The following is a 16176-nucleotide window of genomic DNA, read 5'->3' on the forward strand; positions in this document are numbered from 1 at the left end:
GGGGTGGGCCGGCACCGAGTCTCTTGGGGCGCCCGGCAGGGGTGAATCCCCAGATGTGGGGATGGCAGACTGACGACATGGCCGTGCCCGAGTCCGTCGCCCGCGACGTGTCGGAGGCCGCCGCGCAGGCCCGCACTCCCGCCGAGTTCGGCGTCGAACTGTCCCGGCAGGTCGGGCGCCTGGTGCCGCACGACGGCTACCAACTGCGCGGGCTGGACCCCGGCACCGGGGTCGGGTGCCTCGTCGTCTCCGGGAACGGCTACCGCGCCGCCGCCGGCCGCCGGCTGGAGATCAACGAGTTCACCGGCCGGGACCTGCACCCCCTGGCCGTCCTGATCGGTGGCGAACGTCGCGTCGGGGTGCTGGGCACCGGCGCCCTCGAGGAGCGACGCAGCGAACGGCTGCACGACATCATGGCCGAGGACGGATTCGGCAGCGAGCTGCGCGTCGCCCTGGTCCATGCCGGCGTGGCCTGGGGCGCCCTCACGCTGCTGCGCGGAAGCGACTGCCGGCCGTTCTCCGCCGCCGAGGCCGGCCACGCGCAGTGGTTGTCCGCGCCGCTGGCCGTGGCGCTGAAACGGTTCGTGGCCGGCCGGCGGCCCCGCCCGCTCGGCGGCCACCCGACACCGGGCGTCGTCCTGGTCGAGGCCGACGACACCGTCCGGACGAGCGCGGCCACCGGCCGCGCCTGGCTCGGCCGGCTGCTACCGCCGACTGCGGTGGCCGACGACGACGCCCTCCACAGCAACCTGTGGAACATCGTCTACGCCGCCCGGCGCAACGGCGGCGAGGCGCTCACCCGCATCCCCACCGGCGGCGGATGGCTCGCCATGCACGCCCAGCCGCTCGACGGCACGGTGGTCGTGACGATCCAGCCCGCGGCCGCCGACGTGCTCCTGCCCGCGCTCGCCGCCTGGTACGACATCACGCCGTCCGAGCGCGCGGTATTGCACCAGGTCAGACTGGGTCTGCCCACCAAGCAGATCGCGACCCGCCTGCGGCTCTCCGCGCACACGGTCAACGACCACCTCAAGTCGATCTACCGCAAGACCGGTGTCGCCGGCCGCGACGAGCTCCTCGCCGGCCTGACCGGCTGAGACGCCGCCGGCGCTCTCGCCCGGTCACCGAGTCATCGACTCCCCCGTGTCAAGGCGGCCGAGAGGCCGTCAGAGCCACTTGGTCAGGTTGACCATGTTGCCGTCGGGGTCGAGGACGTGCGCGACCCGCTGGCCCCACGGCATGTCGTTGGCCTGTCCCGGCACGGTGCCACCGGCCGACTCGACCGTGGGCAGCAGCGCGTCGACGTCCGCGACGTCGGCGCTGAGGATGATCCGCACCGGTGCGCCGATCGGGGTGTCCTCCTTCTGCACGAGCCCGAGCGTGGTCACGCCGATCCGCAGATCGACGTAGAACTCGGGGCCTTCCTCGGGTACGCGGAGGGTCTGCGTCGCGCCGAGCACCTTCTCGTAGAAGGCGCGCAGCCGGGGCAGGTCGGGCGTGCTGACGATGGGCTGAATCGAGGTCATGAACACTCCTGGGTAGTGGGTTTCGAGAGGCAGACCGGGCGACCTCCGGAAACTCATCGGAGGTGGGAGAACCGGAGTCATCAGCCCTACGCCGACTGCGGTCGCATCGGCCGATCGGGTGGGGCCAGGCGATGATCGGCTATTTCCATGTGCGACGGACCGTCCGCGACGCCTAGGAAAGAGCCATGACCAACGAAGTGACCATTCCCCTGCTGCCCTGCGCGTCGATTGACGACATCGAAACCTTCTACGGGTTTCTCGGCTTCAGCACCACGTACAAGCAGCGCAAACCCAACCCCTTCGTGGCACTGCAACGTGAAGACCTACACCTGCAGTTCTTCGAGATCGCCGGGTTCGACCCCGAGCAGTCCTACGGCTCCTGCATCGTGCTCACCTCGGACATCGCGGAACTGCACCGGGCTTTCGCTGCCGGCATGCGGGCCGCATACGGCAAAGTCCTGATGTCCGGAATGCCGCGGATGACCCGGCCCAGGGCTCGAAAGAACGCCGACGGACTGGGCGGATTCAGCGTCATCGACCCGGGCGGCAACTGGATCCGCGTTTCCCAGAAGCCCGCTACGACGCCCACGCCAGTACCCGCACCCGCTGGACGACTCGCCAAAGCGCTGGCGAACGCCGTCGTGCTAGCCGACTCCAAGGGTGACGCCGGCCAGGCAGTCCGCATCCTCGACAGCGCGTTGGCTCGCCCACAGGCCGACGATGACCCCGTCACACACGTAGAGGTTCTGGTGTACCGCGCAGAACTGGCGATGACGCTCCAAGACCGGGAAACCGCAACGGAAATGCTGGCCCGCGTCGAGCGCATCACGCTGAACGCGGACGAGACCGCACGGGCGGCACCGACCTTCGAGATCGCTGCCGACCTCGCGGCTGCCCTGCGATGAGTTCGGGGCGGAGGGGCTCTTTCGGAGAAGTCCGCTCCGCACCGGGGCACCCGACGTGCCGTCACTCGGGTGGCTTGGCGGCCGCCTTGTCGACCAGGGCGGCGGCGACGTCGCGGAGTTTGCGGTTGGTGTCCTGTGACAGCTTGGTGAGGATGGCGAAGGCCTCGGCCGCGGTGCAGTGACGCGCGCCCATGATGATGCCCTTGGCCTGCTCGATGACGGCCCGGTTCTCCATCGCCTTCTGCATGTGCGCGGCCAACGTGGCCTGCGTCTCGTACAGGTGGGCATTGGCCAGGGCGACGGCGGCGAAGCCGGCGAAGGTCTGGGCGAGGGTGATCGCGTCGTCGTCGAAGGCGTGCGTTCCGGTGGCGTAGACGTTCAGCGCGCCGGCGACCTTCTCGTGCACCGGCAGGCCGATCGACAGGGCGCTGTGCGCGCCGGCCCGGTGGGCCGTCGCCGCCCAGTCGGGCCACCGGTCCTCGTAACGGGTGTCCGGCACGGACAGGCTGGCGGTGGCGGCGGCGGCTTCGAGGCAGGGCCCGTGGCCGCGCTCGTACTGTGCCTCGTCGAGCTTCTGGGCGAGTTCTCCGGTGAAGGCGGCGGTGCGCGCGCTGCCGCCGTTCACCAGGGTGACGCTGACCTCGCCGGCGCCGGGAATGGTGCGCTTCGCCAGCTGCGCGATCTTCTTCAACAGCGAGTTGATGTCGACATCAGCGAGTCGGACACGACCGAGCTCGGCGAACGCCTCGTTCGGGTCCATCGGTTCAGCGAGCGTCATAGGTAGCGTCCCTCATCAGGCGGACCACACGCCCGGGATCCGGGGTGATGATGCGCGGATCGCTGCAGGACTCCCCGCACGGAGTCTGGGATCCGCGCCGCTTCTTGACGCCGGTCTCGACGACGCTCGCCGAGAGCGCCGCGCCACAGACCACCAGCTTATCCCCCATCGGGTACGGAGGTCGCCCTCGCATCGTGCACCGGTATCGCAAGGGTGCAAACCGGCGAGGTTCAGCGCGGCGGTGGTGGCCGCCTCCCACGGCGACTAGGCTCGATGTCAGCCTTCAGCAGCGAGGGGATCACCACCGGCACCGCTAGTGCAGGAGTTTCCCATGTCCGCAGAACACCTGCTGGAAACGGCGCGACAAGACCGGTTGTCACTGGAGATCGACAGCCCTCGCCCCCACATCGACGTGCGGGCGATAGCGGCGGCCGGCGAGCTGGACGCGATCAACGGCGCCAAAGTGCACCAGGTCGTCTGCGAGGTGCTGCTCCAGCAGCGCCCACGCCGGATCGAGATCGACCTCCGGGAGGTGCGGTTCCTCGACTCCGCGGGCATCCGGACCCTCTTGCGGTGCCACGCCGACGCCCGGCGCGTGAACTGCGAGCTGACCCTGACCGATGCCCATCCCACGGCCTATCGCGCTCTGCAGATCACCGGGCTGCTCGCCCACTTCGGCCTCACCGGCACCCGAGATCAACAGGATCGCTGAACCCGGCAGGCCCGGTCCCGGCCTCGTCTCACCGTCAGCCGAGACGCTCACGGGTCTCCAGGTCCCAGAAGTGCAGGCCGTTGCCCCGGTCCCCGGAAGCCACGATCGTTCGGCCGTCGACCTCGGCGGCGGCCAGACACCTCACGGCAGCGCGATGCCCGGTGTACGCGGATCTCTCATCGTTCGCCTCGAACGGATCCACGACGACCTCGTCCTCGTCCTCGGCCACGACCAGCAGGACAGCGCCGCCGGCACAGCGGGAGACGATGGCGTGGCGGGTCCCTCCCCCCTTCTGACGGTACCGTTTCAGGACCGTGCGGGTAGCCACGTCGACCGCCTCGACGTCGGCTGCCTCCTCCGGGTGATAATCGCCCGCGTCGATTCCCCGGATGACGACTAGCCGGTCGTCGACGCCCTGCTGGTCTCGGCCTGGCCGCTGGACTCGGCGCCCCTGGTCGCGGCCGGGTGCGGCAGACCGGTCGGCGCCTACGTCAGCGTGCTGTCCGGCCACGCGTTGCTCCGGCGACCGGGAGCGCCCACCCGGTCCACCGCGCTGTTGACCGCCGCTTTCCCCGCCTCGGTCGGCGGCCGAGGCGGGGAAAGCGGTTGGGCTAGCGACCGGTCAGGACGCCGGGAAGTCGTCCGCCGGGTTCTTGATGCGGTCGCGGATCCAGACCCCCGCCGGTTTCAGCCGGGACGTGCCGGCGAACGGGCCGCCCGGGCAGGTGCCGGGGGTGAAGACCGCACCCGACCGGCTGTCGTCGGAGTAGTTCCAGTTGGTCCAGCTGATCTTCTTACTCGCCATCAGATTCAGGTACCGCTGCGTCCGGGTGAAGTTGTTCGGCCCGTCACCGGACGCCTCCTGAGTGCCGAACTCGGTGACGAACACCGGGATCCGGTCGGCGGCGCGCGACAGCGTGTTCAGGTACTCGGCGCCGTGCGAGCCGGCGTAGAAGTGGAACGTGTACATGATGTTGGTGGCGTTGACCGGATTGTTGATGACGTCGGTCTCGCTGCCGCCGTCGGAGACACCGAGCGAACCCCAGCCGTGGGTGCCGAGCAGGATGACCGAGTCCGGGTCGGCCGCGCGGATGGTCGGGATGATCGCCTCGTGGTAGGTCTTGATCCGCGACCACGCCGTGCCGTTGGGCTCGTTCGCCACGTCGTACAGAATGTTGGGCTTGTCGCCGTGGCGCCGCGCGATCTCGGCGAAGAACGTCTTCGCGCGCGCCAGGTTGTGGTGGGGGTCGCCCGGGGTGAGCTGGTGCCAGTCCACGATGACGTACATGCCGCGGGCGCTGACCTGCTCGATCAGGCTGTGCATCCGGTCGGTGAACAGGCGCGGGTCGGTCTCGTAACCACCCTCCTGGATGTACATCGACAGGCGCAGGTGGTCGGCCCGCCAGTCACGGGCGAGGGCGTCCAGGGAGGCGGCGTTGACGCACTGCGGGTACCACTGCAGGCCGTGTGTGCTCATGCCGCGAAGCTGGATCTGTTTGCCGAACTGGTTGCAGAGTTTGGTCCCGCAGACCCGCAGCCGGCCGTTGACGCCGACCGGGGTGCCGTTGCCGGATGGCGGCGTGGCGCCGTCGACCACGGTTCCGTTGACGGTGATCCGCATCGGCCGGTTGGCGGTGGTGCCGTTGGCGAAGCGGAATCGCAGGGTGGCGTCGCCCGCGACGGCCTGGGGGGACCATTGCACGGCGCTGCCGATCGCGTTGTCGGTGTTGACGAATCCAGCGCCGGAGAACCCGGCGTGGTTCGACTCGATGAGCCCGGCCGTGATGGCGGCGGACTCGGCCTCGTAGGTGGTCGCCGCGGCGTCCGCACCGGTGACGAAGACCGTGAGCCCCGCCCCCACCAGGCCGGCGGCGGCGAGGATGGCGGTCTGCCCGCGGATTCTGGGTCGTTTCATGTCTGTCCCGGGGATTAGTTAATAAGGCTTACTGACTGATGGTGGTCGATATTAGAGAGGTTGCTGACACCTGGTCAAGAGCCGTCCACATATATGGACGAGTGACAGGCAAGGGGCAGCGACGCGATCTCGCACCGAATAGGGGCCCGGTGGGGCGGGGCGGTCTTCGCGGCTGTTCATGAGGCGCGTGCGGAGTCCGAAACCGCCTCGATGCCCGCGTTGTGGGTGGTCGTGGGTGGACGGTGCGGTCCATGATGCGGGTATGGCTCGGGGCGGCGGGATCAAGTGGCTGGGATGGTTGGTCGCGGGGTTACTGGCGGTTGCCGGCGGGGTGTGGGTGGCGGTGGCCCAGCTGTCGGCGGATCAGTTGAGCACGGCTGACCAGGTGGCCGGTGTGGTCGCCGCGGTGGTGGCGGTGCTCGGTGTGCCGATCGCGGTGTACGGAGTGGTCGTGGCCCGGCGTGGGGCCGGGTCGGCGGGTCCGGCCCCCGGCGGTGAGGTCCGGCAGAGGGTACGGTCCGGCGGCACCGCGGTCGTGGCTGCCGGGGACCTCCGCGTTGGTCGCCGCCGGAGCCTGCGGGGCTCTGATCCGGCCGCTCGTGGCCCGGTTCACCAGGACGTGCAGGCCGGCCAGGACGCGAACGTGGCCGGCCGCGACCTGCATGTCGAGCAGGGCCCGGACCCGCGGTGACCACGGTGCCCGAGCCGCCGGACGACGATGCCGGCGGCGGGTTTCAGCAGAGCGTGCGGACCGGCGGGACCGCGTATGTGGCCGGCCGGGACATCCATATCGACTATGCGGGCGCGCCGGCGTTCGCGGTACGGAAGTTCGTGGACCCGGAACCGGCCGGGCTGGCCGAGCTGACCCGGGCGCGGCAGCAGCCGAGCGTGCTGCTGACCGCGCAGCGGCAGACGATCGCGTTCACCGGCCGGGCGGCCGAGCTGAGCGAGCTGCGGCAGTGGCAAGACGCTCCGGCCGCGCGCGGCGTGTGGGCGTGGCATGCCCCGGGAGGGCAGGGCAAGACCCGCCTCGGCCGGCAACTGGGGCGCCGGAGCGCCGCCGCCGGATGGCGCGTCGGAGTGGCCACCCACCAGGACGCCGACCCCGGTGACGCCGATGCGAGACCGCTCCCGCGGCAGCGGCGGTGGCTGCCGGGTTCCCGGCGGCCGTTGCTGCTGCTGGTGGACTACGCGGAGCGGTGGCCGTTGCATGATCTACTGCGGTTTCTGTCCGACTGCCGGCAGTGGGCGCCGAAGGTGCGGGTGTTGTTACTGGCCCGTTCCGTCGACTGGTGGCCCACGGTCGCGGCCGAGTTGCACCGGCGCGGCTTCACCGCCGGCGGTGACGGCCAGCCACGACCGTTGTCGCCGCTGGCCGAGGACGTGCCGGGCCGGCGCTGGCTGTTCGAGACGGCCTGCGAGCGGTTCACCCAGATCTACCGGCCCGACATGCCCGCGCCGGGCTGGCCCGGACAGTGGAACCCGCCGGGCGATCTGGGCGACGACAGCGTGTACGGGATCACCCTCGGGGTGCACATGGCGGCGCTGGCGGCCGTCGACGCCTACACCCGCAATACCGTCCCGCCGAAGTCGGCCGGGGACGTGTCGCGTTATCTGCTGGACCGGGAGCGGTCGTACTGGGCCCGGCTGCACGGCACCGCCCCGGACGTGGTGCGCGCCGCGGCGCGTACCGTGCTGCTGGCGTGCCTGACCGGATCGCAACCACCCGATGACGGGATCAGGCTGCTCGAACTCACCGGGCTCGCCGCCCGCCCGGCAGGGCAGAAACTGCTCGACGCCCACGACCGCTGCTACCCGCCCACCGGCGCCGGGACCGTGCTGGAACCGATGTACCCGGACCGGCTCGCCGAGGACTTCATCGCGTTGAGCCTGCCCGCCAGTCCCGCCGGGGAGCCGGTCCCCCGCAGCGGGCACACCGATTCATGGGCCGCGACCACACTGGTCACCACCCGCCGTAACCCGGACGGCACCCTGACCCACACGCCCGGCCCGCTGACCGCCCGCACCCCCGAGCGGCGACCACCCGGACACACCAGCCGGATTCTGATCTTCCTGGGCGCCGCGGCCGGCCGGAACCAGCACGTCAGAGACTGGCTGCACACCCTGCTGACCACCGACCCCGCCGTGGCCGTCCACGCCGGCGGCGTCGCCCTGACCGCCGTCGTCGCGTACACCAGCCCCGCCCTCGCCGAAACCATCTACCGGCTCCTGCCCGAACGCTCCCTGGACCTCGACCCGGCCGCCGCCGTCCTGGCCCGGCACCTGCTCGACCACAGCGACGACAGTCCCGAACGGCACGCCCGGCACTCGGGCCACCTCGCACTTCGGTTGGCCAACACCGGCCGGCGCCAGGAGGCCCTGGCCCCGGCGCAGGAGGCCGCGAGCGTCTACCGCCGTCTGGCCGAGACCGATCCCGACGCCTACCTGCGCGACCTCGGCACGTCGCTGAGCAACCTCGGCATGGTGCTGTCGGGATTGGGACGGCCGGAGCAGGCCCTCGCCCCGGCCGAGGAGGCCACCCGCATCCACCGCGGTCTGGCCGAGACCGATCCGGACGCCTACCTGCCCGACCTCGCCGGGGCGTTGAACAACCTCGGCACCTTCCTGGCGGAGGTGGGACAGCGGGAGAGGGCACTGTCCTCGACGCGGGAGGCCGCGAACATCTACCGCCGTCTGGCCGAGACCAACCTCGAGGCTTACCTGCCCGACCTCGCCATGTCGTTGAACAACCTCGGCATTCGCCTGTCGGACGTGGGGCAGCGGGAGCAGGCCCTGGCTCCGGCCGAGGCCGCGGTGACCATCCGGCGCCGGCTCGCCGAGGCCAACCCGGACGCCTACCTGCCCGACCTCGCCGGGGCGTTGAACAACCTCGGCAAGTTCCTGTCGGACGTGGGCCGCCCGGAGCAGGCCCTCGCCTTGACCGAAGAGGCCACCCGTATCTACCGCCGGCTGGCCGAGACCAACCCCGACGCCTACCTGTCCCACCTCGCCATGTCGTTGAACAACCTCGGCATCCGCCTGTCCGAGGTGGGGCGCCAAGAGGAGGCCCTCGCGCCGGCCGTGGCCGGGGTGGCCATCCAGCGCCGGCTCGCCGAGGCCGACCCGGACGCCCACCTGCCCGACCTCGCCATGACGTTGATCAACGTCAGCGTCCGCCTGTCGGAGGTGGGACGGCCCGAACAAGCCCTGGCCATGGCGGAGGAAGCCACCCGCGTCTACCGCGGGCTGGCCGAGGCCAACCCGGACGCCTACCTGCCCTACCTCGCCGGGGCGTTGAACAACCTCGGCAACCGCCTGTCGGCATCAAGGCGGCCGGAACAGGCATTGGTCCCGGCCGAGGAATCCGTCACGATCCGGCGCCGGCTGGCCCGAGCCAACCCGGACGCCTACCTGCCCCACCTCGCCGGGGCGTTGAACAACCTCGGCAACTGCCTGTCCGAGGCGGGGCGGCCCGAACAAGCCCTGTCCCCGGCCGAGGAAGCCACCCGCATCTACCGCCGGCTGGCCGAGACCAACCCCGACGCCCATCTGCCCGACGTCGCCATGTCGTTGAACAACCTCGGCAACCGCTTCTCCGAACTGGGGCGGCCCGAACAAGCCCTGACTTCAGTCGAGGAAGCCACCCGCATCTACCGCCGGCTGGCCGAGACCAACCCCGACGCCCACCTACCCCACCTCGCTACGTCGTTGTGGGCATACGGGCGGGTGTGCATGAACGGGAACGCCAACCTTGCCGAGGCCCTGGAATCGGTCGACGAGGCCATCGGCCTCTATCAGCCCCTCGTGCGGCGGCGGCCGCATGTGTTCGCCGAGCGCCTGGTCGCGGCGTACCGGACACGCGCTGATGTCCTCGACGGACTCGGCCGGGCCGAGGAGGCGACCGACCTGCGCCGGCGACTCGACTAGGCGACCGACGGTCAGCCCGGCACGGGCTGACGCATCGTGAAAAGGGATGCGTGCCCCGTACGGCACGCATCCCTTCTCAGGATTCTCGATGCTTTCAGCTGTCGGCCGACCGCCACATGAGGTAGAACGGCGTCCCGTCGCTGAGCAGGATCGTCGCCGGCTCCATGTCCACGTAACCGTGCCTCAGGTAGAGAGCGCGGTTTCGCGGGTTGGTGGCCTCCAGGAACCAGGGCGAACCCTGGAACCGGCTGTGGGCGTGCGCAAGCAGCCGACCGCCGAATCCACGGCCCTGATAACCCGGCTGCACGGCCAGGAAGGCGAGGTGGGCGTGTGGTTCGGCCGGGTGGTGCTTGTCGAGCAGCCCATCCAGTTCCCGGAAGCGCGGCAGGTAAGGACCGACCGCCTTCTCCAGCAACCGATCGTAGTCGTCGAAGGGGGCGGGCTCCCCGCTGCGGTCGAACCACACCGCTACGGCACGCGGCGCGCCGGCGTCCTCCAGCATCAGCACTTCGCCGCCGCCGTCGACGGCCTGCCCGGCGAGGATGGCGAAGTAGGACGCCATGATGGCCTCGCGGTTGACGGCGTCGGGCACCAGGAAGTGATTCGGTCCCAGATCATCGAAGGAGTGGGCGATCAGCGCGCCGATCGCCGGTACGTCGTCGCCGTCGGCGATCCGGATCGTGGGAGTGGTCATCGGCCGGCACCCACTCGCGTCTGGCTCTGGGTGCCACCCGGTGCGGCCGGAACCGCCGAGGCGGTCCCCAGGCCGATCCCCCGGTACACGTCGGGGCGACGCTTCCGAAGCACCAGACCCCAGACCACCCCGATGACGAAGAGCGCGGCGTACGCGGCGGGCACCAGCACCGACGGGCCGGTCCAGCCGTCCGTGCCGTACAGGCCCGGCAGGTTGGTGATCATCAGGTAGGTGATGATCAGGAGGAAGACCAGGGCCACCACCGGGAGGAGGACACGGCGCCACAGCGGCTCACCGCTCGGATGGCGCTGGAAGAAGCCGATGACCGAGAGCGTCATGATCGTGATCAGCAGGGCCACGCCCAGACCGCCGGAGGTGCCGAACACGAAGAAGTACTCGGTCATCGGGTCCCAGCCGCCGACGGCGAAGACGAGGATCGTGACCAAGCCGATCGCCGACTGGAGGATCGAGGAGTTGCGGGGGGCTCCGCCGACGGTGCGGCCGAAGACCTGCGGGAGCACACTCTCACGGCCGAGCGCGTACCCGTACCGGGCGAGCAGGGAGTGGAAGGCGATGTTCGCCGCGAGCACGCTCGTACCGAACAGCAGGAAGCCCGCGTTGACGGCCCACGGTCCCAACTGCTCGGCGGCCAGGCCGAAGAACATCAACGGCCCTTCCTCCAGAGCGCGCTGGTAGACGTCGGAGCCGGCGACGGAACTGGCGGCCGAGAAGATCGCCACGGCGGTGAACGCGTACAGCAGGACGGCCACGCCGAGCGCGGAGAAGGTGGCCAGGCGAACGGCGCGGGCGGCGTCGCGTGCCTCCTCGGCGAAGGAGGCGGTCAGCTCCAGCCCGGCGAAGCAGGTGAAGGCGATCACGGCGATGATGCCGAAGTTCTCGCCCCACAGGCTGCTCAGGGCCAGCGGCTCGAACGACCACTCGAACCCGGGGCTGGAGACCAGCGCGGCGTCGAAGACCACCACGAGGAGGGTCTCCAGCCCGACGAGGACGGCGAGGACCTTCTGGGAGGCACTGAAGTCGATCATCCCGAGGAAGGCGACGAAGGCCCAGGCGACGAGGGCGACGGCCACCCATGGCACGTTGAAGCCGAACCACTCGGAGAGCACCGGCGCCGCGGTGCCGCCGAGCCCGCCGTAGCCACCGGTCGCGAAGAAGCCGTACGCGAGCAGCGCCATCAGCGCGACGCCGACCGCGACGGGCTTGCTCAAGGCCTGCGCGGCGAAGCTGTAGGCGGCGCCGGCGTTGCGAATCCGGCCCGCCACGCCCAGGAAGCCGTCGGAGAAGACCATCAGCAGCAGGCCGATGACGATGAGGCCGATCGCGATGCCGGCCTTCCCCGTCACCCCGAATGCGAGGGTGATGATGCCGGCGGCGACGGTCAACGGCGCTACGGCGCTGATGACGGTCAGGCCGATGGTCTTCCACCCGATGCGATCTCTGGCGAGGGCAGTGGACATCCGGCTTTGAGGCACGGTTGTGGATGGCACCAAGTTCTCCTTCACGGAGCGGATGAGGGGGGAATTGCACGGCGCAGATCCCGCAACCTGCACCGCTGGAGGAGAAGCGGTACGGGGAAACCGCTTACCTCACGACTCTGGCGTCCTTGACTTCATCCGCGAGTTCCAGCAACTCGTTCAGCTGGGGCGGCAAGAAGCTCTGACACTGCTCACGGGAGGGCCAGTACTCGACGCCCACCGTGCCCGCCCGGCGGGTGATGTCGATCAGGTCGAACAGCGCGATGAGCAGGATCTCCTGCGGCGTGAGCGGCTCTCCACGCCGGATCGCCCGGTTGACGTTCGCGCTGGGCAGGCCGGTGTGGTTCGGGTTCAGCGGCATGTGCCTGAATGCCGTCTTCCACAAGCCGAGCTTCACCTTCACGGGTACGGCCAGTGGCGGGTTACCGAGAGCGAGGCGTCCCTTGTCCACGACGCGGTTGTTGTCGGCGTGCTCCTGCTCACCGATCGTCCGCCGCACGTAGTTGCCACGCTGGTCGAGCTGCCCCTCCAGCATCGTCGCCGCCCGGGGAACGATCTCGTCGTCGGTGCCGGCGAGAAACCGCAGGAGATCCCGAACATCGACTCCGCTGTCGGGCCGGCCCATCAGCGCCAGCTTCTTGCGCTCGTCCCCGATCACCCAGGCGAGCTCGTAGAGGGTGGAGTCGATATCGCCCCACGGGGCGTGGGGGTTCAGAAAGGCCTCGCCATCGTGGATCCGCATCCAGGCCGGATCCGCGGTGATCAGCTCGGCCAGCAGCGCCGTGCCCAGACCCAGGCCCTCCAGCCACGAACTCACCACCGGCATCTTCGTCAGCTGGTCTCGGATGGCCAGCCAGAGATCGTTGGCGATCGGTTGGCTTCCCAGCAGCATGTGTTCTCTCGAATCCCTGTGCGCGGTGAGTAGGTGATGGGCGCTACGGCCGGTGCGAGGTCGCTAGCGCGACTCACCGAGGTCAGGCATAGTGCCTCCGGTCGTTGCGTATCGAACTGATGACCAGATGCGACTACGATAAGTAACGTTCGGAAGTCTCTTCGCGACGCCGCGTAACTCTAGCGTCTGTCCACTGGAGACTGCAATATGGGTCTATGTCATGCATGTAAATAAGACCCCGCCTTGGGGCATAAGCGTGCGTCTTGGCCCTTTGAACTGACTGGCGCCGCCGACCGGTCAAGCGGGGCCCCGGCCTCCGGGGGCACACCGGCAGGCGCGCACTCTCCTGACTCACCCGCGTGACGGCGAGACCCCCGGCTGACCGCCGGACTGAGCCGGCGCCCTGACGCGGAGCGTGACGCCCACCCGTTCTCATACTTTCAGGGGACAGCCGGTCAGTCGAACAGCCATGCCAAGGCCAAACGGCTGCGGCGCTGAGACCCCGGTGCTGGACTCACACCGATCGACCGGGAACACGACCCTGAATTTTGTGATCGAAACTTGCAACGCCCGTTCACACGGCGACGGACATCCCGCCGGGCGACCATCGCATTTCGAGAATGGAGACGTAGATTATGCCGTCCATAACCACAGGACGTAGGCACAACTGGACCGGCAGGACCGCCGCCGCCAGTTTCGTGGCGCTCCTGGCTCTTTTGGCGCCAGGGCCGTCGCCGGCAGCGGCCGGCAACGCCGCCCCAGCGCAGCCGGCCTCCTCGATCATGGAAGAAGAGCCATATGAGGTGACCTGGACCTCGAAAGGCAGGCAGAACGGCAACGCGGATGCGCGATGCCGCTCCAACCAGGCCTACCTCAAGCTCCATTACAGCGGTGACTACAAGGTTTTCGTTCGGCTCGGATTAGGGCGCTGGGACGACTACGCAGACTACGAAGAACTCCGCGGAAAGTCCTTCTACTATTCCGGCGCTCTCACCCCCAGCAAGAGAGCAACAGAAGGCTACCTCTACCTTCCCGATCAGCATGACCCCGCGGACATGCTCGTCTCACGACCCGTCGGTGTCCTGGGCGTCAAGGTCGTCGACCCCGACACCGGCGAGTGGCTTTATGAAAACCTTTCGGACATCAGGCTTCTCTGCGGTTACGACTTCGAGGTGTACCTCAAGGACAATGTCTAGCTCGATGTCGGCAGGGCGCGACGAGGCACGGCGGACCGGATTCTCGCGGGCGGTGGTTCTGGCGGCCGCGGCGCTGTGCCTGTCCGCGATGGCCGCCCCGCCGGCGCGCGGCACGCCGGTGGCCGCCGACGCCACCACATGGTCGGCGGTCGACGCCGGCGACGGGCGGACCTGCGCCATCCGCAGTGACCGATCACTGTGGTGCTGGGGGTGGGGCGGGCTCGGTGACGGCACGGGCGAGCATCGTGCCACGCCGACCCGGGTCTCCGGAGGCGGGTCGTGGGCCACGGTCTCCGTGGGATCCGGTTACATCTGCGGAATCCGTACCGATGGCACGCTGTGGTGCTGGGGTCATGCGTTCATGGGCACAACTCCGGAGCAGATCGGTGAGGAGAGGACCTGGGCGACGGTGAGCGCCGGGGACTACACCACGTGCGCCACCCGCACCGATGGCGCCCTGTGGTGCTGGGGCACCAACTATTCGGGAGAGGTGGGCGACGGGACGACCACCGAGCGGAGAACCCCGGTCCGGATCGGGACCGATGCCGGCTGGGCCGCCGTCAGCGTCTCGCAGCAGAGCTGCGGCGTCCGTACCACTGGCACGCTCTGGTGCTGGGGAGGCGGCCGGAAGTCGCCCGCCCAGGTCGGGTCGGCGTCGTCCTGGCGCACCGTCAGTGTGGGCGGACAACACGTCTGTGCCGTGGACGGCGACGGCGCGGCCTGGTGCTGGGGCCACAACGAGTACGGCCAGGTGGGCGACGGCACCACCGCCGGCCGCGACGCGCCGACTCGGGTGGGCGAGGGAAGCCTGTGGTCGTCGGTGTCGACCGGCACGAACCACACCTGCGGTCTGACCACCGGTGGGCAGACCTGGTGCTGGGGCAGCGGCTATCGCCACCAGCTCGGCACCGGCACCCCGTTCGACTCGCGAGTGCCGGTACGTGTCAACACCGACCTGACCTCGAAGGCCATCGCCGCAGCGGACAGCCACATCTGCGCCGTGACCAACGCCGGAGAGCTGTTCTGCTGGGGCTGGAACGCTGACGGCCAGCTCGGCGACGGCACCAGGAACTCGGACCTGCGCAGTGCCGAGCCGGTACGGGTGGCCGGCGGCGGGAGCTGGACATCGGTCGCGGCCGGTGGAGAGACCACGTGCGGGATCCGCACCGACGGGTTCCTGTGGTGCTGGGGCGACAACGAGCACGGCCAGATCGGCGACGGCACGAAGACCGACCGGGCAGCACCGGTGCGGGTCACCGGCCGCGGCCGCTGGAAGTCGGTCGCGGTCGACGGGCAGACCACGTGCGGCATCCGCCAGGAGGGAACGTTGTGGTGCTGGGGCGAGCACGCCGGCGAGCCGGGCGGTCCGCTCCGGCCCGGGCGTATCGGCACCGCCACCACCTGGGCGAGTGTCAGCCTCGGCGGCGGGTGGGGGTCGGGCTGCGGGCTGCATACCGACGCGACCCTCTGGTGCTGGGAGGATCCCTCGAAGACCGGTGGCGTGCGCAAGCCGGTGAAAGCACGCGGTGACCTGAACACGAAGTGGGCGAGCGTGTCGCTCGGCAGCACTCACCACTGTGGCCGTGACATCGCGGGGGCCCTGTCGTGCTGGGGCTCCAACAACCACGGCCAGCTCGGCACGGGCGGCGTCGGTATCGCGATCGCGGCGGGCTCGGAGATCACCTGCGCCGTCGGCCTGGACCGGGGTCTGCGGTGCTGGGGCAACAACGACTACGGTCGGCTCGCCGCCGGCTCCGCGGTCGACGTCACCGTGCCGGTGCGCGTCGACGCCGCGTCGAATTGGGCGGACGTCACGATAGGTTCGTTCCATACCTGCGGCGTCCGGACCGATGCGAGCGCATGGTGCTGGGGCTCGAACAGCCAGGGAGAACTGGGCGACGGCACCGTGACGGAGTGGCCGGAGCCACCCCGGAGACAGCCGGTCCGGGTCCGAGGGGACAGCGGCTGGCTGACCGTGGTGGCAGGCGGCATGTACACCTGCGGCATCCGCACCGATCACAGTCTGTGGTGCTGGGGCTCGAACTCGAACATGCAACTGGGGGTCACCCTGCCGGTGCGCCGCCGGATTCCGGCGCCGGCGGCGTAAGACGGCCCGTCCCCCACATAGGTGAAAC

At 69.8% G+C, this 16176-nt stretch carries 13 protein-coding genes and 1 pseudogene; 7 read left to right on the forward strand and 7 right to left on the reverse strand.

Annotated elements, in window-relative coordinates; translation table 11 throughout:
• Positions 1-77 precede the first annotated feature (77 nt).
• Complete coding sequence (locus tag QLQ12_RS39035) at positions 78-1097, forward strand: helix-turn-helix transcriptional regulator (protein ID WP_282765998.1); 1020 nt, start codon at positions 78-80, stop codon at positions 1095-1097.
• 69 nt (positions 1098-1166) lie between these two features.
• Here the strand turns inward: QLQ12_RS39035 and QLQ12_RS39040 are convergent, their stop codons facing one another.
• On the reverse strand, positions 1167-1526 hold the full coding sequence (locus QLQ12_RS39040) for a VOC family protein (RefSeq protein WP_282766000.1): 360 nt from the start codon (positions 1524-1526) through the stop codon (positions 1167-1169).
• Positions 1527-1711: 185 nt separating this feature from the next.
• Here QLQ12_RS39040 and QLQ12_RS39045 point away from each other — a divergent pair, with 185 nt between their 5' ends.
• Positions 1712-2431 (forward strand): VOC family protein, encoded by a 720-nt coding sequence (locus QLQ12_RS39045; protein WP_282766001.1) that lies wholly within the window; start codon positions 1712-1714, stop codon positions 2429-2431.
• A 61-nt stretch (positions 2432-2492) separates the two neighbouring features.
• Here the strand turns inward: QLQ12_RS39045 and QLQ12_RS39050 are convergent, their stop codons facing one another.
• Entirely contained in the window at positions 2493-3209 is a 717-nt protein-coding gene (locus QLQ12_RS39050; RefSeq protein ID WP_282766002.1) for a GAF and ANTAR domain-containing protein, read from the reverse strand.
• A 331-nt stretch (positions 3210-3540) separates the two neighbouring features.
• On the opposite strand from QLQ12_RS39050, the gene QLQ12_RS39055 reads away from it, so the two are divergent.
• Positions 3541-3921, forward strand: coding sequence for an STAS domain-containing protein (locus QLQ12_RS39055; protein WP_282766003.1), 381 nt, complete (start codon positions 3541-3543; stop codon positions 3919-3921).
• 34 nt (positions 3922-3955) lie between these two features.
• Here the strand turns inward: QLQ12_RS39055 and QLQ12_RS39060 are convergent, their stop codons facing one another.
• Positions 3956-4432, reverse strand: coding sequence for a WD40 repeat domain-containing protein (locus QLQ12_RS39060; RefSeq protein ID WP_282766004.1), 477 nt, complete (start codon positions 4430-4432; stop codon positions 3956-3958).
• Between the two features lie 111 nt (positions 4433-4543).
• A pseudogene (locus QLQ12_RS39065) lies at positions 4544-5619 on the reverse strand (glycoside hydrolase family 5 protein); the annotation flags it as partial.
• A gap of 479 nt (positions 5620-6098) precedes the next feature.
• Here QLQ12_RS39065 and QLQ12_RS39070 point away from each other — a divergent pair.
• Together QLQ12_RS39070 and QLQ12_RS39075 are read left to right on the forward strand one after the other, a co-directional pair.
• Complete coding sequence (locus QLQ12_RS39070; protein WP_282766006.1) at positions 6099-6527, forward strand: hypothetical protein; 429 nt, start codon at positions 6099-6101, stop codon at positions 6525-6527.
• Entirely contained in the window at positions 6524-9763 is a 3240-nt protein-coding gene (locus QLQ12_RS39075) for a tetratricopeptide repeat protein (RefSeq protein WP_282766007.1), read from the forward strand. The genes QLQ12_RS39070 and QLQ12_RS39075 overlap by 4 nt, the downstream gene beginning before the upstream one ends.
• Before the next feature lie 94 nt (positions 9764-9857).
• Here QLQ12_RS39075 and QLQ12_RS39080 read toward each other — a convergent pair whose 3' ends face one another.
• The 3 genes from QLQ12_RS39080 to QLQ12_RS39090 form a co-directional block, all read right to left on the reverse strand.
• The gene (locus QLQ12_RS39080) at positions 9858-10457 is read right to left on the reverse strand and encodes a GNAT family N-acetyltransferase (protein WP_282766009.1); all 600 of its coding nucleotides are present in this window, start codon (positions 10455-10457) and stop codon (positions 9858-9860) included.
• Positions 10454-11935, reverse strand: a complete 1482-nt coding sequence (locus QLQ12_RS39085; protein WP_282766011.1) for an APC family permease — start codon at positions 11933-11935, stop codon at positions 10454-10456. The genes QLQ12_RS39080 and QLQ12_RS39085 overlap by 4 nt, the downstream gene beginning before the upstream one ends.
• A gap of 124 nt (positions 11936-12059) precedes the next feature.
• Positions 12060-12845: a hypothetical protein gene (locus tag QLQ12_RS39090; RefSeq protein WP_282766012.1), complete on the reverse strand. Its 786-nt coding sequence runs from the start codon at positions 12843-12845 to the stop codon at positions 12060-12062.
• A gap of 635 nt (positions 12846-13480) precedes the next feature.
• On the opposite strand from QLQ12_RS39090, the gene QLQ12_RS39095 reads away from it, so the two are divergent.
• The gene (locus tag QLQ12_RS39095; RefSeq protein WP_282766013.1) at positions 13481-14041 is read left to right on the forward strand and encodes a hypothetical protein; all 561 of its coding nucleotides are present in this window, start codon (positions 13481-13483) and stop codon (positions 14039-14041) included.
• 4 nt (positions 14042-14045) lie between these two features.
• Positions 14046-16148, forward strand: a complete 2103-nt coding sequence (locus tag QLQ12_RS39100; protein WP_282766014.1) for an RCC1 domain-containing protein — start codon at positions 14046-14048, stop codon at positions 16146-16148.
• Positions 16149-16176 lie beyond the last annotated feature (28 nt).

Origin of the sequence: Actinoplanes sandaracinus (assembly GCF_030009775.1) — a bacterium.
GTDB classification, from domain to species: domain Bacteria; phylum Actinomycetota; class Actinomycetes; order Mycobacteriales; family Micromonosporaceae; genus Actinoplanes; species Actinoplanes sandaracinus.